The sequence below is a fragment of the Stenotrophomonas sp. G4 genome (genome assembly GCF_003428825.1).
Taxonomy (GTDB): Bacteria; Pseudomonadota; Gammaproteobacteria; order Xanthomonadales; family Xanthomonadaceae; genus Stenotrophomonas; species Stenotrophomonas indicatrix.
Map to the genome: position 1 here is coordinate 3797417 of NZ_CP031741.1, position 20767 is coordinate 3818183.

The 20767-nt window shown below is 66.6% G+C and carries 16 protein-coding genes and 1 pseudogene; 6 read left to right on the forward strand and 11 right to left on the reverse strand.

Annotated features, from left to right (window positions below):
- Positions 1-30: 30 nt before the first annotated feature.
- A complete protein-coding gene (locus D0Y85_RS17345) occupies positions 31-1323 on the reverse strand; it encodes a sugar MFS transporter (protein WP_025878685.1) in 1293 nt (430 codons plus the stop codon).
- Between the two features lie 385 nt (positions 1324-1708).
- Here D0Y85_RS17345 and D0Y85_RS17350 point away from each other — a divergent pair.
- The 3 genes and pseudogenes from D0Y85_RS17350 to D0Y85_RS17360 all read left to right on the forward strand — a co-directional run bounded on the left by D0Y85_RS17350 (position 1709) and on the right by D0Y85_RS17360 (position 7916).
- Positions 1709-2723, forward strand: a pseudogene (locus tag D0Y85_RS17350) (glucokinase family protein).
- A gap of 106 nt (positions 2724-2829) precedes the next feature.
- Complete coding sequence (locus D0Y85_RS17355; RefSeq protein ID WP_117311395.1) at positions 2830-5454, forward strand: TonB-dependent receptor; 2625 nt, start codon at positions 2830-2832, stop codon at positions 5452-5454.
- A gap of 125 nt (positions 5455-5579) precedes the next feature.
- Complete coding sequence (locus D0Y85_RS17360; protein ID WP_117311396.1) at positions 5580-7916, forward strand: family 20 glycosylhydrolase; 2337 nt, start codon at positions 5580-5582, stop codon at positions 7914-7916.
- A gap of 142 nt (positions 7917-8058) precedes the next feature.
- Here the strand turns inward: D0Y85_RS17360 and D0Y85_RS17365 are convergent, their stop codons facing one another.
- Both D0Y85_RS17365 and D0Y85_RS17370 read right to left on the reverse strand, forming a co-directional pair.
- Positions 8059-8451 (reverse strand): VanZ family protein, encoded by a 393-nt coding sequence (locus D0Y85_RS17365; RefSeq protein ID WP_117311397.1) that lies wholly within the window; start codon positions 8449-8451, stop codon positions 8059-8061.
- Positions 8448-9632 carry an SAM-dependent methyltransferase gene (locus tag D0Y85_RS17370; RefSeq protein WP_117311398.1) on the reverse strand — a complete coding sequence of 395 codons (1185 nt, stop codon included), beginning with the start codon at positions 9630-9632 and terminating at the stop codon, positions 8448-8450. The genes D0Y85_RS17365 and D0Y85_RS17370 overlap by 4 nt, the downstream gene beginning before the upstream one ends.
- A 59-nt stretch (positions 9633-9691) precedes the next feature.
- Here D0Y85_RS17370 and D0Y85_RS17375 point away from each other — a divergent pair, with 59 nt between their 5' ends.
- Positions 9692-10429, forward strand: a complete 738-nt coding sequence (locus tag D0Y85_RS17375; protein WP_117311399.1) for a pteridine reductase — start codon at positions 9692-9694, stop codon at positions 10427-10429.
- A 76-nt stretch (positions 10430-10505) separates the two neighbouring features.
- On the opposite strand, the gene folK is transcribed toward D0Y85_RS17375, so the two are convergent.
- The gene (gene folK / locus D0Y85_RS17380; RefSeq protein WP_025878692.1) at positions 10506-10991 is read right to left on the reverse strand and encodes a 2-amino-4-hydroxy-6-hydroxymethyldihydropteridine diphosphokinase; all 486 of its coding nucleotides are present in this window, start codon (positions 10989-10991) and stop codon (positions 10506-10508) included.
- A gap of 93 nt (positions 10992-11084) precedes the next feature.
- Between folK and D0Y85_RS17385 the strand changes: the two genes are divergently transcribed.
- Positions 11085-11828: a 20S proteasome subunits A/B gene (locus D0Y85_RS17385; RefSeq protein WP_025878693.1), complete on the forward strand. Its 744-nt coding sequence runs from the start codon at positions 11085-11087 to the stop codon at positions 11826-11828.
- Positions 11829-11903: 75 nt separating this feature from the next.
- On the opposite strand, the gene D0Y85_RS17390 is transcribed toward D0Y85_RS17385, so the two are convergent.
- The 4 genes from D0Y85_RS17390 to D0Y85_RS17405 form a co-directional block, all read right to left on the reverse strand.
- Entirely contained in the window at positions 11904-13415 is a 1512-nt protein-coding gene (locus D0Y85_RS17390) for a hybrid sensor histidine kinase/response regulator (protein WP_025878694.1), read from the reverse strand.
- Positions 13416-13419: 4 nt separating this feature from the next.
- Complete coding sequence (locus D0Y85_RS17395) at positions 13420-13860, reverse strand: response regulator (RefSeq protein ID WP_025878695.1); 441 nt, start codon at positions 13858-13860, stop codon at positions 13420-13422.
- On the reverse strand, positions 13857-15674 hold the full coding sequence (locus tag D0Y85_RS17400; RefSeq protein WP_117311400.1) for an ATP-binding protein: 1818 nt from the start codon (positions 15672-15674) through the stop codon (positions 13857-13859). The genes D0Y85_RS17395 and D0Y85_RS17400 overlap by 4 nt, the downstream gene beginning before the upstream one ends.
- A 200-nt stretch (positions 15675-15874) precedes the next feature.
- Positions 15875-16258 carry a BON domain-containing protein gene (locus D0Y85_RS17405; protein ID WP_025878697.1) on the reverse strand — a complete coding sequence of 128 codons (384 nt, stop codon included), beginning with the start codon at positions 16256-16258 and terminating at the stop codon, positions 15875-15877.
- A gap of 188 nt (positions 16259-16446) precedes the next feature.
- Between D0Y85_RS17405 and D0Y85_RS17410 the strand changes: the two genes are divergently transcribed.
- Complete coding sequence (locus D0Y85_RS17410) at positions 16447-17490, forward strand: oxidoreductase (RefSeq protein WP_117311401.1); 1044 nt, start codon at positions 16447-16449, stop codon at positions 17488-17490.
- Positions 17491-17817: 327 nt separating this feature from the next.
- Here D0Y85_RS17410 and gnd read toward each other — a convergent pair whose 3' ends face one another.
- Genes gnd through D0Y85_RS17425 form a run of 3 tightly spaced genes read right to left on the reverse strand, consistent with a single transcriptional unit; the run spans position 17818 to position 20613 of the window.
- Entirely contained in the window at positions 17818-18723 is a 906-nt protein-coding gene (gnd, locus tag D0Y85_RS17415) for a phosphogluconate dehydrogenase (NAD(+)-dependent, decarboxylating) (RefSeq protein WP_025878699.1), read from the reverse strand.
- Positions 18724-18733: 10 nt separating this feature from the next.
- A complete protein-coding gene (locus D0Y85_RS17420; protein WP_117311402.1) occupies positions 18734-19972 on the reverse strand; it encodes a hypothetical protein in 1239 nt (412 codons plus the stop codon).
- A 17-nt stretch (positions 19973-19989) separates the two neighbouring features.
- Positions 19990-20613 carry a DUF2242 domain-containing protein gene (locus D0Y85_RS17425; RefSeq protein WP_117311403.1) on the reverse strand — a complete coding sequence of 208 codons (624 nt, stop codon included), beginning with the start codon at positions 20611-20613 and terminating at the stop codon, positions 19990-19992.
- Positions 20614-20767: the final 154 nt, after the last annotated feature.

Here is a 20767-nt window from a genome sequence, read left to right on the forward strand (position 1 = left end):
CTGGGGTTGGCTGCCGTCCATCATCGCCGATCAGACCTTGTCCTGCGGCAGGCCGACGCGATGGCCGACCACCGAGTAGAACAGGATGTACAGGTAGCAGGGCACCATCAGCAGCAGGAACACCAGCTGGAAGTCGATGTGCTGCTTGAGCACGGCAAACAGCTGCGGAATGATCGCGCCGCCGGCGATGCCCATGACCAGCAGCGCCGAACCGGTTTCGGTGAAGCGGCCCAGGCCACGGATCGCCAGCGGGAAGATCGCCGGCCACATCATCGCGTTGGCAAAGCCCAGCAGTGCCACGAAGGCGACCGACACATAGCCGTGGGTGAAGAAGGCGCCCAGGCAGAACAGCACTCCCAGTACCGCCGAGACGGTCAGGTAGCGCGACTGCGAGACCACTCGCGGGATCAACACCAGGCCGACCACGTAGCCGATGAGCATCGCAAACAGGGTGAACGCGGTGAACATCTTGGTCTGGTCCAGCGGCAGGTCGAAGCCATGACCGTAGGTACCGATGGCATCTCCGGCCATCACTTCCACGCCGACGTAGACGAACAGGCAGAGCACGCCCAGCCACAGATGCGGGAACTGGAAGATGCTGCTGCGCTCGGCCTTGCCTGGCACGCCGGCCGGTGTGGCATTGGCCTCGGAGGCCTTGATTTCGGGCAGCGGCGAGAACAATACCGCCACCGCCAGCAGCACCAGCAAACCAGCCATGGCCAGATACGGCGCGTGGATCTTGGCCGCGAACTGATTGAGCAGCGTGGCCTTGGTGGCCGCATCGGCGGCCTGCACCTGGGCGTCGAGATCACCGATGCCATGCAGCACCAGGGTGCCGATCAATATCGGCGCAAGGATGCCGGCGATCTTGTTGCAGATGCCCATCATTGCGATGCGCCGTGCGGCGGTTTCGATCGGGCCGAGGATGGAGATGTACGGGTTGATCGCGGTCTGCAGCAGCGCAAGGCCGCTACCGATCACGAACAGGCCGCCCAGTGCACCGGGATACCAGCGCTGGGTGGCGAATTCACCGAACAACGCCGCACCACCGGCCATCACCAGCAGGCTCAGGCTAAGGCCTTTTTTCATGCCGGTGCGGCGCAGGATCCACGACGCCGGCAGGGCCAGGAAGAAGTAGGACAGGTAGAACACCATCAGCACCAGGAAGGCGCCGACCTCGCTGAGCTCGAAGGCGAGTTTGACGAAGGTGATCAACGGGCCGTTGAGCCAGGTGAAGAAGCCGATCAGGAAGAACAGCACGCCGACAATGGCGATGGACGAGGCCACGTTCGGGCGTGCGCTTGCAGCGGGGACGGCTGACATCAGGAAGGCTCCTGCGGCGACGGCCGCAGAACACGGCGTCGGAGAGTGGCTGGGAACAACGTTGTCACATTCTTTCGATGGACAGCGACCGTTTGTCAACTTCCACGCACGGGTCACCCCACCTCATGCTGCACTGCGCCAGCGCATTGCCCGGCCATCCGCTGAATGCGCTTGGCCCTTGAAGCCCCTTGCTGCAACGGTTCCGCCCGGGATGCAGTACTCACGCCATGTAAACGTTTACGGCGATCTGCATTCGTTGCGGCGCAGCAACGAAAGTGTCACGAACTCGTTGACATCGTTGTCAACGCGGTTACAGACTCCGCCCAATCGCCGGCTCCATCGTTGCCCTTCCCGGGGCCGGCCCCCACCTGCAGCAGGAGCCCGCGTGACCGCCAGCCATCCCGCCCCGGCCCATGTCCTGTCCCGCGTCGCGCCCTCGTTCCTGGCTGCCGACGTTGGCGGCACGCATGTGCGTGTCGCCCGGGTCCAGGCCAGCGGCGACGATGCCCATCCGGTGCAGGTGCTCGATTACCGCAAGTACCGCAACGCCGACCACGCCGGGCTCAGCGCGATCCTCGCCGACTTCCTGGCCGAAGGCCCGCGCCCGTCGCATTGCGTGGTCGCCACCGCCGGCTACGCCCGCGAAGACGGCACGGTGATCACCGCCAATGTGCCGTGGCCGTTGTCGGCGCGGCAGATCGAGGCCGACCTCGGCCTGCAGCGGGTGCACATCGTCAATGACTTCGAAGCGGTGGCCTACGCAGCCGCGCAGGTCGATGCCAGCGGCGTGCTGCACCTGTGCGGCCCGGAAACGGCGCCGCGCGGCCCGACCCTGGTGGTCGGCCCCGGCACGGGCCTGGGCGCAGCGCTGTGGATTCCCACCGGCAACGGCCCGGTGGTGCTGGCCACCGAGGCCGGGCAGCCGACCCTGGCCGCCAGCACCGAACTGGAAATGGCGATCGTCCGCCACATGCAGCGCGACCGCGCGCACGTGTCGATCGAACATGCCCTTTCCGGCCCGGCCTGATGAACCTGTACCGTGCGATCTGCGCGCTGCAGGGCAGGCACCGGCGCTGGCCAGCCCCGATGCGGTCACCGCTGCGGCGATGACCGGCACCGATCCGCTGGCGCGTCAGGCGCTGGATGTGTTCTGCGGCCTGCTCGGCAGCACCATCGGCGACATGGCCCTGTTCTATGGCGCCCACGGCGGGGTCTACCTGGCCGGCGGGATCCTGCCGCAGATCCGCGAGTACCTGCGTACCAGCACCTTCGTCGAACGCTACCTGCAGAAGGGGCCGATGGGCGAGGCGCTGGCACGCATCCCGGTGAAGGTGGTCGAGCACGGACAGCTGGGCGTGATCGGCGCTGCCAGCTGGTACCTGCTCCACGCCGACGCCTGAACCTGCAATCGGCTTCAACGCAATCGCAGCACGTCGTTCCGTTCCATGCCGTAATCGCAATCCGCATGCCGCCGCCGGCACCCAACGAGTGATGAGGAGAGACATCATGAATACCCGCAAGACTCTGCTTTCGGCAGCCATCGTCGGCTGCCTCGCCTTCTCGGCGCACGCACAGGACCAGAGCCCGCAGGACCTGGACACCGTGCAGGTGGTGGGCATCCGCGCCAGCCTGGAAAAGTCGCTGGACACCAAGCGCAACAACGTTGGTGTGTCCGAAGCGATCACTGCCGAGGACATCGGCAAATTCCCCAGCACCAATGTTGCTGAAGCGCTGTCGCAGATTCCGGGCGTTACTCTCGACCGCCGTTTCGGCCAGGGCGAGCGCGTCAGCATCGACGGCACCGACCCCAGCCTCAACCTGTCCTTCCTCGACAACCACCCGGTGGCGCAGGCGATCTGGCTGTACGGCGAACAACCCAACCGCGGCTTCGACTACACGCTGCTGGCCCCCCAGATCCTGGGCCGCGCCGAGATCCTCAAGTCGTCCGAAGCGCGCCTGACCGAAGGCAGCCTCGGCGGCACCGTGCTGATGCATACCCGCCAGCCACTGGACCTGAAGCAGAACGAAGTGGCCGCCTCGGTAGGCTACAGCTACAGCCAGCAGGCCAGCGAAGGCAAGCCGAACGCCGCCGTGCTGTACAGCTGGAAGAACAACGACGAAACCTTCGGCGTGGCCGTGTCGGCCCAGCACTACGAAGAAGCCGTCGACCGCCAGGGCAAGGAAGTGTTCGGCTACACAAAGGCCAGCACCTTCCCCAATGCCACCGGCGTGGCCGCCGACGTGGACGTGCCCAATTCCTTCAACGCCGCCTGGTTCCAGCAGGAGCGCAAGCGTGACAGTGCCGTGGTCAACCTGCAGTTCAAGCCGACCGATGAACTGGAATTCAACCTCAGCGGCATGTACATCAAGGAAAAGTTCGACAACTACAACCAGTCGCTTTATTCCTTCCTGACCTGGAACCCGGGCACCGTCAACGCAGTCAACCAGCTTGGCGACGTGCGCAATGGCGTGGCCACCAGCGGCCACTCCAACGCCAGCGCCACCGCCAACAGCGGTACGCTGATCTATGACAACAACGTGCGCCTGTCCGAAGTGGTCACCAAGGGCGTGGACCTGCGCGGCGCGTGGAAGGGCGAGGGCTGGGGCATGACCGGTCAGGTCGGCCAGAGCAAGTCCGACAACAAGAATCTGGCCCAGTACTTCATCGAGCCGTTCTACAACGGCGGCTACAGCTGGAACATGGACAAGGGCATCACCTTCGACGATCCGGCCGGCGCGCGGGATCCGGCCAACTGGGGTTCGGCCGGTGGCTGGTTCGGCAACAACGGCGTGTTCTCCACCGAGAGCAAGGACACCTACGCCCAGCTCGATTTCAACGTCCAGTTCGACAGCATCTTCAACCAGCTGCAGTTCGGCGTGCGCCACGGCAAGCACGATGAAGCCTTCACCCTCAACGTGTATGGCGGCGTCACCCCGGGCACGCTGGCCGACGTGGGCACCATCGGCCTGACCGATATCCAGGGCTTCACCCCCGACCAGGGCCGCCACGTGCAGGCCGGCCGCAACAACGTGCTGAACTGGGTGCGCAACAGCCCGATCGACTACAGCAACCCCGATCCGGCCAGCTACCTCAACAACAGCTGGGCGCTGACCCAGACCAACAATGCCGCCTATGCGCAGCTGAACTTCTCCAACGGCCCGCTGCGCGGCAACCTGGGCGTGCGCTACGTCGATTCCAAGACCGAAGGCAGCGGCTTCGTCTACGGTGGCACGCCCTCGCTGACCGACCTGGACAGCAAGTGGCAGACCCGCACCAAGAAGGAAGACTTCGTGCTGCCGTCGTTGAACGTGGCCTGGGACACCGACAACGACTGGGTGTTCCGCTTTGCTGCAGCCAAGGTGATCGCCTGGGCGCCGTACAACCAGATGGTCAACAACACCTTCCTCAACGACACCACCCTGACCGGTTCGGGCGGCAACGCCGATCTGTCGCCGTATGAGTCGTGGAACTTCAACGCCTCCGCCGAGTACTACTACGCGCCGCAGGCCGTGGTGGCCTGGTCGGTGTTCTACAAGAAGATCGACAACTACATCGATACCTCGGCTACGATCGAGCGCCAGTACAACTCGATCCGCGACACCTCGCCTGCCACTTGGGCCAATATCGTCGGCAGCAACGGCTGCACCGCCGATGGCTACTGCGATTACAGCATCCAGCGCCCGCGCAACGCTGGCAGCGGCCACGTCAAGGGCTTCAACATCAGCTTCCAGCAGCCCTTCGGTGAAAGCGGCTTCGGCCTGACCGGCAACTACACCTACGCCAACGGCGAGAACAACACCGGCGACCCGCTGCCGTACCAGTCGCGCAATGCCATTGCGTTCAGCCCGTACTACGAGAAGGGCCCGATCAATGCGCGCCTGACCTACAACTGGCGTGACAGCTATCTGGCCGGCGGCTACGTGGCCGGCGCGGCCCCCTCCAGCGTGGACGATTACGCAGAACTGGGCGCCAGCTTCGGCTACACCTTCAACGACAACTGGTCGCTGACGGTGGATGCGCAGAACCTGCTGGACGAAACCTACTTCCAGTACCTGGGCGACAAGGAACACTTGGCCGGCAAGTACAAGAGCGGCCGCCGCTACATGGCCACCCTGCACTTCAAGTTCTAAGCCTGCACCCAGCTGCACATCGCGACGGGCCCGGATTTCCGGGCCCGTCGTACGATGGGAGTCTGGAAACGCCGCCTGCGCGGCGGCCACGCGCGGCACAGCGAGCCGCCCACCACAGGAGTGAGATGATGCGACCCTTTCCCATTGCCAGCATGCTGCTGGGCCTGGCGCTGCTTCCCGCCGCCTGGGCCGCCGATGCCCCGGCACTCGATACCGGCCCTGGCCCGCAGCTGCGCGCCGGCAGCCTGATGTTGATTCCCGCACCGGCCAACGTGCAGCGCGGCAGCGGCGCGGGCATCACCGTGGGCGCCGCTACCGTGCTGCGTGCCGATGGTGAAGCCGCACAGCGCGTGGCCGCACAGTTCGCCGACCTGCTGGCGCGCAGTGGTGGGCCGCGGCTGGCCATGGCCAACGGCAATGCCTCCGCCAAGGGCAACAGCATCCGCTTCCAGATCGTGCCGACCTTCCGCGACAGCGGCGAGGGCTACACGCTGGAAAGCACCGCGCAGGGCGTGCTGGTGCAGGCCGGCAACGAGACCGGCCTGTTCTACGGCGCCACCACCCTGGCCCAGCTCGCCACCGGCGGCAGCAACGGCGTGCTGCCGGCCGTGCAGATCCAGGATGCGCCGCGCTTCAGCTGGCGTGGCTTCATGCTCGACTCGGCGCGGCACTTCCAGAGCCTGGACGAGATCAAGCGCGTGCTCGATGCGATGGCCGCGCACAAGCTCAACACTTTCCATTGGCACCTGACCGACGACCAGGGCTGGCGCATGGAGATCAAGCGCTACCCGAAGCTGACCGAAGTCGGCAGCTGCCGCCTTCCGGCCGGTGATGGCGGCATCGATCCGGTCAGTGGCAAGGAACATCCGTACTGCGGCTTCTACACGCAGGACCAGATCCGCGAAGTGATCGCCTACGCCGCCAAGCTGCATATCCAGGTCATTCCGGAGATCGATGTACCCGGCCACGCCACCGCTGCCATCGCCGCCTATCCGGAACTGGGTACGATCGACGCGCCGTTGAAACCGTTGAGCGAATGGGGCGTGTTCCCGAACCTGTTCAACGTCGAGGACGGTACCGTCACCTTCCTGGAAAACGTGCTGGAAGAAGTCGTCGCCCTGTTCCCGGCCAGGTATGTGCATGTGGGTGGCGACGAGGCGGTGAAGGACCAGTGGGAGGCATCAAAACAGGTGCAGCGGCGCATGCGCGAGCTGGGCATCAAGGATGAGATGGCCATGCAGAGCCACATCATCAAGCGCCTGGAGACGTTCCTGGAACAACACGACCGTCGCCTGATCGGCTGGGACGAAATCCTTGAGGGCGGCCTGCCGCCGCAGGCCACGGTAATGTCCTGGCGCGGCACTGAAGGCGGCCTTGCTGCGGCCAGCGCCGGCCACGATGTGGTGATGTCGCCGGTCAGCCACCTGTACCTGGATTACCTGCAGACGGCCTCGCCGAACGAGCCGCCGGGCCGGCCGACGCAGGTGAACCTGGCCAAGCTCTACAACTACGAACCGGTGCCGGCCGAACTGGCCGCCGACAAGCGCGGGCACATTCTCGGCCTGCAGGCGAACATGTTCACCGAGCACACGCGCACCTACGCGCGTCTGCAGCACAACCTGTTCCCGCGCCTGGCCGCCGTGGCCGAGACCGGCTGGAGCACGCCGGAGCGTCGCGATTTCCGCGACTTCCTGGCCCGCCTGCCCTCGCAGCTGCAGCGCTATCAGGCCTGGGGCCTGGCCTACGCGCAGACGCCGTTCGAAGTAGGCGTGGCCTACACCGATGACCGCGCGGCGAACACGGTGACCGTGTCGCTGGCCAATCCTCTGGGCTATGAAGTGCGCTACAGCAGCGACGGCAAGCCGGTGACCGCGCAATCGCCGCTGTACCGGCAGCCACTGACGTCCACGCTGCCGGCGACGGTGCAGGCTGCCGCCTTCTACCAGGGCAAGCCGCTGGCCGCGAAGCCGACGGTGGCGGCGTACACCGCGCAGTCGCTGCTGTCGCGGCACAGCGAAGCACTGCGCAGCTGCGTCGGCGAGAAGGGCCTTGTCCTGCGCCTGGAAGATGATGGTCCGCGCGAAGGTGCGCGTGCGGTGTTCACCGTCGACATCTTCCAGCCGTGCTGGCGTTGGCCGCAGGCACAGCTGGATGGCATCGGCAGCGTGGAAGTGCGCGCAGGCCGCATTCCGTACTACTTCCAGCTGGCCCACGACGAGCCGAAGCGTCGCTTCGAAAAGGCCCGGAGCGCGCATGGCGAAATGCAGATCCGCCGCGGTGACTGCACCGGCAAGGTACTGGCGCAGGTGCCGCTGCCGGCGCAGACCGATGCCGACGGCTTCGTGACCCTGCGTGCGGCTTTGCCGAAGGGCACCTTGGGCACGGGTGATCTGTGCATCAACTTCACCGGCGACACGCGCCCGGCGATGTGGGTGCTGGATGAGGTGACGCTGGGGAAATAACGGCGGACACGCATGGCGTGGATCTACCGTAGCGCCAGGCCATGCCTGGCTGCCTTGGTAGACGCCAACCTTGGTTGGCGCCGGCGAGATCCATCCTCGCATGGCGTGGATCTACCGTAGCGCCAGGCCATGCCTGGCTGCCTTACCCGCGCCAGCGCAGCAGCATGTCGCGCAGCGGGGTCAAGGCGGTACCCATCCCCGCCAACACGCCAACGGTGTTGGCCACCGCATCCATCGGATCAGCCATGCGGTTGCTGGTCAACGCGCCCTGCGCGAACTCGATGCCGACGCCCATCAGCACCAGGCCGGCACCCACCCACAGCAGTGGACGGCCACGCCGGAACAGCTGCACCGCGCTTCCAGCCAGGATGAAATAAGCCAGGAAATGCTCGCCCTTGTCGCTGTTTTCCGGCAGCGGGATCGGCGGCGGCGGAATCAGGCAGACCACGATCACCGTCAGCACCGCCAACACCCACAACGCGGTCCACAGTCGTGGCCGCCGCAGCGGCTTGATCACCGGCAACGCTGCACTCACAGGCGCCAGCTCAGGTCGCCCAGTTCGAAGGCCGGTTCGAAATCAACGTCGCGCTGCAGGCCAAGGGCCTGGAAACGCTCGCCCATCTCCGTTGGCAGGGTCAGCTTCTTCACTTGGTCGCGCAACTGGATGCGGCCCACTTCATCGGTGCGCTCCTCGGCCAGGGTCAGTACCTGGTCCAGGCCGTTGCCGAGCAGGAAACTGGCCTGGCTGCAGTAGCCGGCCAGTTCAAACCCACCGTGCAGGCCGGCCTCGGCCATGGCAGTGAAATCGACCGATGCGGTGATGTCCTGCAGGCCCGGCCAGCGGTGTACATCGTTATGCACGTGGTGGCGGTAGAACGCGCGCACGGTGCCATCATCGCGTTCTTCCTGGTAGAACTCGCCCCGGTTGTAGCCGTAGTCCACGAACAGCATGGCGCCGCGTTGCAGGCCGCCGGCCACCGCCTGCAGCCAGTACGGCAGCTGCGGCAGCACTTCGGAACGGTAGCCATCGGCAAAGGGCTTCTGCAGATAGCGTTCGAGATGGCGCACCGCGCCGTTGAGCAGGAGGTCGGCCGGCTGCGCGCCACGGATGAAGTGGCCCTGCGCGTCCAGTTCGACGGTTTCCTCGTACACCTCGCCGTCCTTGATGAGGAAGCGCGGTGTCGGCAGCGCATCGATCACCTCGTTGGCGAACACCACGCCATCCCAATCATCCTCGAACGGACGGTCAAGCCATTCCACCCGGCTGGCCAGTTCGGGCGGCAGGTTCTGCTGCAGGCGCTCCTGCTGGCGCTGGCGCAGGTCCGCACTGGGTTCGAGGATCGCGTAACGGGCCGGCAGCGCGTCCAGCTCGGCCAGGCGCAGCAGCACCGCCTCGGCGAAGGCCCCGGTGCCGCCGCCCAGTTCCAGCATTCGGGCATGCACATCCAGCTGGCCGAACACCGGCGCCAGCGCATTGGCCACGCTGCCGGCGAACAGGCTGCCAAGCTCGGGTGCGGTGGTGAAATCGCCGCTGCCGCCGAATTTGCTGGCGCCGGCGCTGTAATAGCCCCAGCCCGGCGCGTACAGGCACAGCTCCATGAAGCGGGAGAACGGCATCGCCCCACCCTGCGCGAGGATCTCGGCGCGCAGGGCGGCGGCCAGCTGGTCGCTGTGGGCCAGGGCATCGGCTTCGGGCAAGGGGAAGGTAGGCTGCATGGCGTCTTCGAATGCGGTGACAATGGTGCACAGGATAGCCGAGCCTTGGAGGACCCTCGATGAGTGACACCGCCCCCGTGGCCCTGATCACCGGCAGCGCACGCCGGATCGGCGCCGCCATCGCCTGCCAGTTCCACGCCTGTGGCTGGTCGGTGGTGCTGCACGCCCATACCTCCAGCGCCGAACTGCAGCAGGCCGCCTTCAACCTGGACAACGCGCGCCCCGGCAGCGTGCTGGCGTTGCAGGCCGACCTGCGCGACGCCGATGCCCTGGCCGATCTGGTCGAGCAGGCGGTCACCCACTTCGGCCGCCTGGATGCGCTGGTCAACAACGCCTCCAACTTCTTCCCCACCCCGCTCGGCCAGGTCACCGCCGAGGCGATGGATGAGCTGTACGCGGTCAACGCGCGCGCGCCGCTGCTGCTGGCCCAGGCCGCCGCGCCCTATCTGCGCCGCCAGCACGGCTGCATCGTCAACCTGACCGACCTGCACGGCACCGACCCGATGCGCGACCACGTCGCCTACACGATGGCCAAGGCGGCGCTGGAAATGGCGACCCGCTCGCTGGCGCTGGAACTGGCGCCGAAGGTGCGGGTGAACGCGGTGGCCCCCGGTGCGATCCTGTGGCCGGAACAGGGCAAGGACGATTTCGCCCGCGAGGCGCTGCTGGCGCGCACGCCGCTGGCGCGGATCGGCACGGTCGAGGAAATCGCCGAAGCGGTGTACTGGCTGGCGGCCGAGGCCAGCTTCGTCACCGGCCACACGCTGCGCGTGGATGGTGGGCGTACGGTCAGCTGAAATGCTGCCGGCCAACGGCCGGCACCACCGGTAGCGCCGGGCCATGCCCGGCGAGCGCAGCGGCAACAACAACCCATCATTCCAGGTCCACGACCTCGAACGCTTCGCCAAACTGCTTGTGCGCGCGCCACAACGTGGCCAGGTCCAGGCCGCTGACCGGATCGACGAAGTCCGGGGCGATGTCAGCCAGCGGCTTCAGCACGAAGGCATGCTTCAGTTCCGGGCGCGGAATGCGCAGATGGCCGGGGCCCTCCACCACCAGGTCGCCATAGAACACCACATCGACGTCCAGGGTCCGGTCGGAAAAGCGCGGGCCGCTGCGGTCACGACCATGCGCATCTTCCAGCGCATGCAGCCAGTCATCCAGTTCCTGCAGCGGCAGGTCGGTCTCGAGGGCAACACCGTTGTTGAGGAAGGCCGGGCCGTCGAAACCGACGGCAGCGGTGCGGTAAGCGGCAGACACCTGCAGCGCGCCAAAGCGCTCGCGCAGGGCCGCCACCGCAGCGTGGAGGTAGCGGCGGGGATGGACGTTGCTGCCCAGGCTCAGGAGCACGGTGGTCATGCGGTTCCGGTGACGGCAATCAGGTGGAGCGCGGGCATGCCATCGTCACAACGGCCTGCCTACAATCCGGGACGCATATGATAGGGCACCGACATGACCTATTGCGTTGGAATCGAGGTGGACGAGGGCCTGGTCTTCGCCGCCGACACCCGCACCAATGCCGCGCTGGACGATGTCCGCGTGCACCGCAAACTGCACGTGTTCGAATATCCCGGCCAGGCTGCCTATGTGGTGATGGCCGCTGGCAACCTGGCCACGACCCAGTTGCTGGTGTCGCGACTGAAGCGCGATGCCGAGGAGCGGCGCACACCGAACCTGCGCGACATGGCCCATCTGTTCGAGGCTGCGGCCTACGTCGGCTCCCTGCTGGTGGACAGCCAGGTACAGAGCCAGCACACCGAGCATGGCCACGACGGGGTGAACACCCAGGCGACGCTGATCTTCGGTGGCCAGATTGCCGGTGAACAGCCCGGCCTGTACATGGTCTATCCGCTGGGCAACGCCATTGCCGCCTCGCCGGAGACGCCCTATCTGCAGATCGGTGAATCCAAGTACGGCAAGCCGATCCTGGACCGCATCCTGACCCCGTCCACGCGCCTGGAAGATGCCGCACGCACGGCGATCGTCTCACTGGATTCGACCATCCGTTCCAACCTGTCGGTGGGCCTGCCGGTGGACCTGGCGCTGCTGCGCGCCGGCGAACTGCGGATCAGCCAGCAGCTGCGGCTGGGCGCCGATTCGCCGCTGTACGCCGACATCCACCAGAACTGGTCGCGACGGCTGGAACAGGCGGTGGAAAGCCTGCCGCGGTTCCCGTGGGAACCCCAGGACCGGTAGTGCCGGCCGCTGGCCGGCAACCGCAATGATCCGACCACACGCAGATGCCGGCCAGCGGCCGGCACTACCCCTGTTTCAGCCCAGCGCGTCGGCCACCGCGCGGAAGACCTGCTGCATCTGCAGCGGCTTGCGCAGCAGGTGCACCTCGATGCCAGCGGGGAACACATCTTCCGGCATCTCCCCGGCAGCGTCTTCCAGCACCAGCGCCGGGCCGCGGTAGCCGAGCGTGGCCATTTCGCCCAGCAGCTGACTGGCTGACAGCAGCTTGGAGCCGGCATCGGCAATCACCAGCGCCGGCATCGCCTCCTGCTGCATCCAGCGCAGCGCAGCCGGGCCATCGGAGGCCAACTGCAGCTGATAGCCCTGGCTGGACAGTGCATTGCCCAGCAGCGACAGGCGGGTGGCTTCCCCATCGACCACCAGGATCGACTGGCCACTGCCCAGTGCCACGAGCTGTTCGATCGGTTCGCCGCCCTCGGCGCTGGCATGCATCGGCAAGCGCAGCTCGAAGCAGGTGCCCCGCCCCAGCTGGCTGTCGACGTGGATGCTGCCCCCGGCACCTTCAACGATGCGCTTGCAGGAAATCAGGCCCAGCCCGGTGCCATCGGCCTTGGTGGTGAAGAACGGATTGAACAGGTGCGACAACGTGTCCGCATCCATGCCGGTGCCTTCATCGACCACTGCGATGCGCAGCCAGTCCTCGCCATCGCGCTGGCCACCATGGCTGGCGGTCAGGCTCAGGTTGCCCCCATGGGGCATCGCCTGGATGGCATTGAGCGCCAGGTTCAACAGCACCTGCTGCAGCTCGGTGTAGTTGGCATCGACCACCAGCCCCTCATCCTCGACCACCAGGTCCAGGCGGACGCCATCGGGCACGTTGCTGCGCAACAGCAGCGCCACGGCCTGGAACAGGTCATCGATGTGGATGCGTTCGCTGGCCTTGCGCGAGCCGCGCACGAACGACAGCATCGATTCGGCCATCTCATGGCCACGGCGACCGCATTCGGCGATCACGTCGGCCAGGTGGTGCAGCTGCGGATCTTCGGTACGCGCCTTCAGCAGGTCCGGCATGATCAGCAGCGGCTGCAGGATGTTGCGCAGATCGTGGCTGAGCCCGGCGGCCAGCAACGACAGGCTTTCCAGCCGTTGCGCGCGCATCAGCTCGGTTTCCACCCGCGAGCGCTCGATGGCGCTGCGTGCCTCACGCACCGCGCGCGCAACGGCCGACGGCAGGCGCGCCGGCTGGTGCTTGATGATGTAGTCGTTGGCTCCCTTCTGCAGGGCCGCCACCGCATTCTCCTCGCCCATGGTGCCGGAGACGAAGATGAAAGGTACCTCCGGCAACGCATCGCGCACGATGCGCAGCGCGTCGTCGCCGGAGAAACCGGGCATGCTCAGGTCGGACAGCACGATGTCCGGCTGGAAGCGCGCCAGCGCATGGCGCAGGTCGTCCGCGCTCTCGACACGCTCGAAGGTGGCCTCAAGGCCTGCATCGAGCATCTGTTCGGACATCAGCTCGGCATCCTCCGGGGAATCTTCCACCAGCAGGATGCGCAATGCGCCGAGCGCGGGACCGGTCAGGGGCATGGGCCTACTCGATCTCCGGAGCCTGGTTGATCAGTGCCCAGAACTTGCCCAGGGTCTGCACTGCGCCGAAGAACTGGTCCACGTCCACCGGCTTGACCACGTAAGCGTTCACGCCCATGTCCCAGCTGCGGGCCAGGTCGCTTTCCTCGCGCGAGGAGGACAGGATCACCACCGGCAACCGCTTCAGCTCATCGTGTTCGCGGATCTGCCGCAGCACTTCCAGGCCATCCATGCGCGGCATCTTGATGTCCAGCAGCAGCACCGCCGGCAGGCCCTCTTCGCGGCTGGCGAAGGCGCCACGGCGCAGCAGGTAATCCATCACTTCCACGCCGTCTTCGACGTGCACGATGGGATTGGCCAGGCGCGCTTCCTGCAGCGCATCGATCGCCATTTCGGCGTCGGCCGGGCTGTCTTCGGCCAGGAGGATGGTGCGCAGCGTCGTCATGCGATGGGGCCCTGTTTGTCCGCGTCGAGCACGGGGGGAAGATAGAAGTGGAAGGTGGCGCCGGCATCCGGTGCGGCTTCGGCCCAGATGCGGCCGCCATGGCGGGTCAGCACCCTGCGAACGCTGGCCAGGCCGATCCCGGTGCCGGGATAGTCGCTGGCCTTGTGCAGGCGTTGGAATACACCGAACAGCTTGCCGGCGTAGGCCATGTCAAAGCCTGCACCATTGTCGCTGACCGTGAACTGATGACCGCCATCGGGCTGCTGCTGGTAGTCCACGCGGACCTTGGCCGGCTCGCGGTTGGCTGAATACTTCACCGCGTTGCCCAGCAGGTTCAGCCAGACCTGGCGCAGCATGTTTTCGTCGCCCACCACGATCGGCAGCGGTGCGATGCTCCACTCCACCTGATGGGCGTGGCCACTGCTCTCGGCTTCGCTCTGCACGTTCGCGTCGAGCATCGCGCGCGTATCGGCCACCAGCGACTGCATGTCCACGGTCTGCTGGCGCATCGCCACGCGGCCGAGGCGCGAATAGACCAGAAGGTCGTCGATCAACGTGGCCATGCGCCGCGCTGAACCGGAGATCACCCCCAGGTAGTGCTGGCTCTTCTCGTCGGCAGCCTCGCCCAGATGGCGCGACAGCTTGTCCGAGAACCCGGCGACATGGCGCAGCGGCGCGCGCAGGTCGTGCGACACCGAGTAGCTGAACGCTTCCAGTTCGCGGTTGACCTCCGAGACCTGGGCAACCTTGCCCTCCAGCTGCCGGTTCAGTTCTTCAACACGTGTCTGCACCGCACGCTGCACGGTCACATCGCTGACGGTCAGCAGCACCACTTCATCGTCGGTGTCAGGCAGCGGCATGCGCCGTGCGTTGAGCAGCATGTAACGGGACATGCCGTCAACGGTGCGTTGTTCGTGTTCGAAATCCCACAGTTCGCGGCCGCGCAGCAACACGTCGGCCAGACGCTGGCGCACCACCGGGTCACGCCACGCACCGTCGCCTACGTCTTCCAGCAGCAGGCCGTCGGCGCGCTCATCCTGCAGCCCGTACAACTCCGAGAACGCGGGATTGTGCAGCTGCACGCGCAGCTCGCGATCCAGCAGCACGATCGGTTCGCGCACGGTCTGCAGCACCGACGCCGCGCGTGCGGCCGCGCGCTGCGACTGCCGCTCTGCCTGCAGGCGGCGGCCGATCTGGCGTTGCAGCAGCCACAGCACCAGGCCGAGCAGCGCCAGCTGCACCAGCAGCGAGCTCCACGATACGAAGTTGGTCTGCCGCTTCTGTCGCTCCGCCTGGGCGGCGCGCTGGGCCAGCAGCGCTTCCTCACTGGCCTGCAGCTCTTCCACCAGGCCGCGGATCGGGTAGCGCGTACTCAGGTCCTGCACCAGCTCGCGCTGGTCGCTGTTCGGCTCGGACTTCGCCAGCTCACGCGCTACCCCCAGCCGGCCTTCCAGCATCGACTGGATACGGCCGATGCGGATCAGCTGGTCGGGATTGTCGCGGGTCATCCGGCCCAGTTCGGCCAGGCGCTCGGGAATGTCGTTGGCCTTGGCCATGCGCTCGCGCAGGCCCGGCGCGTCCACGCCCTTGGACAACGTCAACGCCGCCGACTCGATGTCGCGCACGTCGGTCTGCAGCTGCTGCAGGGCTACGGTCACCTGTTGGGTATGGGTCACCCAGCCCATGGCCAGTTCGTTGTCCTGCTGCAGTTTGCGCAGGGTCAACCACGGGACCACGATGATGGCTGCCGCTGCCAGTGCCAGAGCAGGCATTCGCCAGCGATCCCATATGTCATCACTGAAAACCAGCGCCATAGTTCCTCGTCAGCTCAGCCGGGGAGTGCGATCCGGGCAGGACCGGCCACGGCGGAACCGGCAATATAGCGCAGCCGGTCAAATCTCTGGGGCAATGGGTCATTCGGCGGGGCGCCCACCAGCACGTATCGAGCAGGCGCCACAGCACAAAACAGGGGCGCCCCCGCGGGAGCGCCCCTGTCGACAACCTGCGGCGCCGATCAACGCTTGGCGGCGCTGACCTTCAGTGCAGCGGCATCAACGCGGGTCACGCCCTTGATGCCCTTGGCGGTGGCGATGGCCTTGTCATGCTCGGCCTTGGTGGCAACGGTGCCACTCAGGCTGACCACGCCATTGACCGTCTCCACCTTTACTTCGGTACCCGGCACATTGCTGCTGGCGAGCAGATCGGCCTTGACCTTGGTGGTGATCCAGCTGTCGGTGACCGGCTCGTTGGAATCATGGCGGTCTGCATGGGTCATCGCCGAATGATCGGTTTTCGGCGGGCTCTTCGCTGCAGCGTCCTGGGCGAATGCGGCCGAGGAGGACAGCGCCAGGCCCAGGGTGAGGGCGGAAGCCAACAGCGTGCGGGTCGTGGTGCTCATCGTTCGGTTCTCCTACTGGTTGGTGCGCCCAGTGTCGCCAAGTGCTTGTAGTGCAGGCGTGGCGCTGCGGTCACGCTCACGTGAATGGGCGCACCCGCAGCGGGAATGGTTCAGCTTCCGGGCGCGTAGTCATCTCGTTTACCCTGAGGTTCCTGTCCTGCACTTCACGATCTGCGCGGAGTCCTCCCATGCGCCCTGAGCTGCAACTGGCCCTGATCGGCTACGGCCTTGCCGGCCGCGTCTTCCACGCCCCGCTGATCCAGCACACGCCGGGGCTGGCCCTGCACAGCGTGGTCAGTTCGCAGCGCGATACGCTGCTGCGCACCTTCACCGATGTCCACGTACGCGCTACCGCGCAGGAGGTCTTCGATGACCCCGCAGTGGATGCGGTGGTCATCGCCACGCCGAACGAACAGCACGCACCGTTGGCCATCGCCGCGCTGGCCGCCGGCAAGCATGTGCTGGTGGACAAACCGTTCGCGGTGAGCGTGCGCGAAGCCGAACAGGTGCTGGCCGCAGCGCGGGACGCTGCACGCATCGCCACCGTGTTCCAGAACCGGCGTTTCGATGCGGACTTCCTGACCCTGCAGGCGCTGCTTGCCGACGGCACGCTCGGTGACATCGCCGAATGCCACGCACATTTCGACCGCTATCGTCCGCAGGTGCGCGAACGCTGGCGCGAGCAGGACGGGCCGGGCAGCGGCCTGTGGTACGACCTGGGGCCGCACCTGCTGGACCAGATGCTGGTGCTGTTCGGCTGTCCGCAGGCGATCGATGCGGACCTTGCGGTGCAGCGCGAAGGCGGCAGCGGCATCGACTATTTCCACGCCGTACTGCACTACCCGCGCCATCGCGCGATCGTGCATGGCGGTTCACTGGTCGCCGCGCCCGCCCCCCGTTTTTCCGTGCATGGCACGCGCGCCAGCTGGATCAAGCAGGGCCTGGACGTGCAGGAAGCGCAGCTGCGTCGCGGCATCGCTCCAGGTGCGCCGGGCTGGGGTATCGACCCGCGCCACGGCGAACTGCTGCACTGCGACGCGGAAGACAACATCCAGCGCAGCACCGTGGACAACCTGCCGGGCGACTACCGGCGCCTGTATGCCGACTTCGCGGCGGCGATGCAGGGTGAGGGCGAGCCGACGGTCAGCGCGCTGCAGGCGCTGCAGGTGATGCGGTTGCTGCAGGCGGGGATGGACAGCGCGCGCGAAGGGCGGCGGGTGCAGGTGGGGTGATCGGCAGGGCTGCGCCCTGCACCCGCCGAAGCGGTAGTGCCGGCCGCTGGCCGGCAACAGCAACAGCAACAGCAGAAGCGGGCTATGCGTGGGATGGCGGGGTGGGCCCGGTTGCGGGGGACGCCGTGAATCCATCCCTGGAGGCTTGGCCGCGGCATCCATGCCGCGGACACCCCCGCAACCGGACCCACCCCGCCTTCGACAGTTGTCCGCTGCTCTTGGTGGGTGTCGACCTTGGTCGACACGGCATGGCCTGCTCTGGGTGGGTGTCGACCTTGGTCGACACAGTAGATCCACGCTATGCGTGGATCTACATAAAACCAGTGCTTACGACTTCTTGATGGCGTGGCCGCCGAATTCGTTGCGCATCGCCGACAGCAGGCGGTCGGTGAACGAATTGGATTCGCGCGAACGCAGGCGTTCGAGCAGCGACAGGGTGATCACCGGGGCAGGTACGTCCAGCGCGATCGCTTCGGCGACGGTCCAGCGGCCTTCACCGGAATCTTCCACGTATGGTGCAATGCCATCCAGCGAGGGATTGCGCTTGAGTGCTTCGGTGCTGAGGTCCAGCAGCCACGAACGCACCACGCTGCCGTGGCGCCAGACCTCGGCCACCTGGGCCAGGTCCAGTTCCATCTCCTGTTTGCGCTCCATCAACGCGAAGCCTTCGGCGTAGGCCTGCATCATTCCGTACTCGATGCCGTTGTGGACCATCTTGGTGAAGTGGCCTGCGCCGGAAGGGCCGACGCGCGCCCAGCCGCGGTCCTCGGCCGGTGCCAGCGTGCGCAGCAGCGGTGCGATCTGTTCGACCACCGCTGCATCGCCACCCACCATCAGGCTGTAGCCTTCCTGCAGGCCCCACACGCCGCCGCTGGTGCCACAGTCCACGTAGCCCAGGTCATCTTCGGCCAACGCCTTGGCGCGACGGATCGAATCCTGGTAGTTGGAGTTGCCACCGTCGATGACGATGTCACCTTCGGCCAGGTGCGGGGTCAACTGGCCCAGCGTCTGGTCCACGGTCTCGCCGGCGGGCACCATCAGCCACACCACGCGCGGCACCGGCAACGCGGCCACTGCGGCGGCCAGCGAATCAACCACCTCCAGGCCGGCCTCGGCGGCGCGCTGGCGGGCGCCCTCGCCCGGGTCGTAGCCGACCACGCGGTGGCCACCGCGGTGCAGGCGCTGGGCCATGTTGGCGCCCATCCGGCCGAGGCCGATCATTGCAATATCCATTGTTTCACCTTCAGTTGGGGTCTAGGGTCAGGCTGCCTGGCCTGCCGGTGGCTGCGCAGTGGCGCAACTGCGCCTCGCGCCAACGCCGGTAGAGCGTGGTATGCAGATTGTGCAACGCCAGGTCGATGGAAAACGGCGTGCGCGGATTCCGGTCGAGCAGGCGAATGATGTGGTAGCCGACAGGACGTATACCGCGTGGGTGCGCGTAGATCACGAACTGCTGGTAGAACGGATCGTCCAGCAACTGGTCCATCTGCTGCACGACGTCACGATAGCGCGGGGCCAGCTGCGCACGCAGCGCTGGATCGCGTTCGTACAGCAACCGCTCGAAATAGCGTTGGCCGACACGCGGAATGCCCTGCGCCAGCTGCCACAGGGCACGGTTGCGCTGGTCATACCAGGCCAGGCCACCGTGCTCCGCCAGTGCCTGCGCCGCGCCTTCGCCCACCTCCACCACGACGAAATTCTCCGCCTGGTTGCTCAGATCGTCCAAGGTGCCTTTGTCGAAGACGTGCTCGATGAATCCCGGCAGCCCGACAAAGGCCTGCCGCCCCATCGCCGACGTGCGCACGGCCTTGCCGTCGGCCATGAACTGGCCGGCCTGCGCGCCCAGCAGGATGCTGTCGGTGTCGTGCAGGCCAAGGAAGGTGCCGATGGACAGTTCGGCGGGCGCGAATTCCGCATCGAAGGCAGCATCACCGTACAGCTCGCGCTGCGTGGCCAGCTGCGCGACCTGGCGGCCGACACCGCACTCGGCGCGCACGTGGCCCGTATAGAAGGCGTCCAGCGCGCGGCTGTTGCTGGCGGCCGGTACATAGCCGCGGCCGAAGCTGCGCACCCGCTGCCATCCCTGCGCCGGGGCGCCGCGCGCGCCAAAGCCGATCCAGCCCAGCTGCACACCGGTGAAGCGGAAGGATTCATTGTCCTGCAGTGCCTGCGCAGCGCGTTGCACGGCAGCGCCCAGTTCGAAGGCGTAGGCGCAGACCGTGGCCGGATCATCCAGCAACTGCTGCAACAGGGCCTGCCGGTCGGCCTCGGCCAGCGTTCCCGGCCAACGCACGCGCAGATCACCGGCCGCCTGCGCCTCGGCCAGCGAGGCACGCGTACACACCGGCCCACCCTGCACCTGTGGCGTGGTGATCGCTGCGGTTTCAAAGCGCCATCCCAGCCGCTGCAGCAGGCCTTGGCTGCACTCGGCCGTAGCGGCCAGCGTGCTCAGGGGCCAGCCCAGCAGCAGGGCCCACGCCATCACCCTGCCGCGCACGCTCAGCCCTGGTCCGTTGCTGCCGGCGCTGGTTCGGGTTCATGCCCGGCAGGAGGCTGCGGCGACGCGGCCGGTTGCGGTTGCGGCTGCGGCTCTGGCTTCGCTGCCGCTGGCAGGTACTGCTGCAGGCGCTGGAAGAAGCGCCGATAGAACTCGGCATCGGTGATGGTGCTGCTGGCAACTTTCACCAGCGAGTCGTCATTGCTGCCGAACGGCAGCGACACCGAGCCCAGCGCGCCGACGCCCACGCTGGCCGAGGTCGGGCTCTTCTTCAGTGCATAGCGGTCCTGCACGGCGCTGACGAACACCAACGCCTGGCTGCCACGCGGCGCGCACGAGATACGCAGCACCAACTGTTCATGGTCATCCTCGCGCGGCTGGAAGTTCTTGTTGCCTTCCACCTGCGCATCGTCCGAGCGTGCGATGGCATAGCCTTGGCTGAGCAGGGTGCGCCGGGCTGCTTCGCAGGCTTCGGCCGGTCGGCCATCGACGGTGCGCGAGAAGGTGTCGCCGGAGTCGAAGGACTCCCGCAACAGGCTGCTGTCGGCGGCACGACCGCCACAGGCGGTCAATGTCAGGGCACTGGTGGCTGCCAGCAGGGAAGCAGAAAGAAGGGAGGCCCGCATGGGTACTCCTGCGAAGACGGTATCGGTGAGGGTAGCCCCCTGCACGTGTGCGCCGGGTCGAAACCAGCGGGCTCGTCCTCCACTGTTGTACCCGGTTCATGCAAAAAGGGGACGGAAGGACCACGTCGTTTGTGCCACTAACGACTTGATCCCT

Bases quoted from the DNA above. Each gene is read 5' to 3' on its own strand.
- D0Y85_RS17390 (WP_025878694.1), bottom strand. From the start codon at position 13,415: ATGCCCCTGACCGGTCCCGCGCTCGGCGCATTGCGCATCCTGCTGGTG.
- D0Y85_RS17360 (WP_117311396.1), top strand. From the start codon at position 5,580: ATGATGCGACCCTTTCCCATTGCCAGCATGCTGCTGGGCCTGGCGCTG.
- D0Y85_RS17410 (WP_117311401.1), top strand. From the start codon at position 16,447: ATGCGCCCTGAGCTGCAACTGGCCCTGATCGGCTACGGCCTTGCCGGC.
- gnd (WP_025878699.1), bottom strand. From the start codon at position 18,723: ATGGATATTGCAATGATCGGCCTCGGCCGGATGGGCGCCAACATGGCC.
- D0Y85_RS17425 (WP_117311403.1), bottom strand. From the start codon at position 20,613: ATGCGGGCCTCCCTTCTTTCTGCTTCCCTGCTGGCAGCCACCAGTGCC.
- D0Y85_RS17420 (WP_117311402.1), bottom strand. From the start codon at position 19,972: ATGGCGTGGGCCCTGCTGCTGGGCTGGCCCCTGAGCACGCTGGCCGCT.
- D0Y85_RS17385 (WP_025878693.1), top strand. From the start codon at position 11,085: ATGACCTATTGCGTTGGAATCGAGGTGGACGAGGGCCTGGTCTTCGCC.
- folK (WP_025878692.1), bottom strand. From the start codon at position 10,991: ATGACCACCGTGCTCCTGAGCCTGGGCAGCAACGTCCATCCCCGCCGC.
- D0Y85_RS17345 (WP_025878685.1), bottom strand. From the start codon at position 1,323: ATGTCAGCCGTCCCCGCTGCAAGCGCACGCCCGAACGTGGCCTCGTCC.
- D0Y85_RS17395 (WP_025878695.1), bottom strand. From the start codon at position 13,860: ATGACGACGCTGCGCACCATCCTCCTGGCCGAAGACAGCCCGGCCGAC.
- D0Y85_RS17370 (WP_117311398.1), bottom strand. From the start codon at position 9,632: ATGCAGCCTACCTTCCCCTTGCCCGAAGCCGATGCCCTGGCCCACAGC.
- D0Y85_RS17355 (WP_117311395.1), top strand. From the start codon at position 2,830: ATGAATACCCGCAAGACTCTGCTTTCGGCAGCCATCGTCGGCTGCCTC.
- D0Y85_RS17405 (WP_025878697.1), bottom strand. From the start codon at position 16,258: ATGAGCACCACGACCCGCACGCTGTTGGCTTCCGCCCTCACCCTGGGC.
- D0Y85_RS17400 (WP_117311400.1), bottom strand. From the start codon at position 15,674: ATGGCGCTGGTTTTCAGTGATGACATATGGGATCGCTGGCGAATGCCT.
- D0Y85_RS17375 (WP_117311399.1), top strand. From the start codon at position 9,692: ATGAGTGACACCGCCCCCGTGGCCCTGATCACCGGCAGCGCACGCCGG.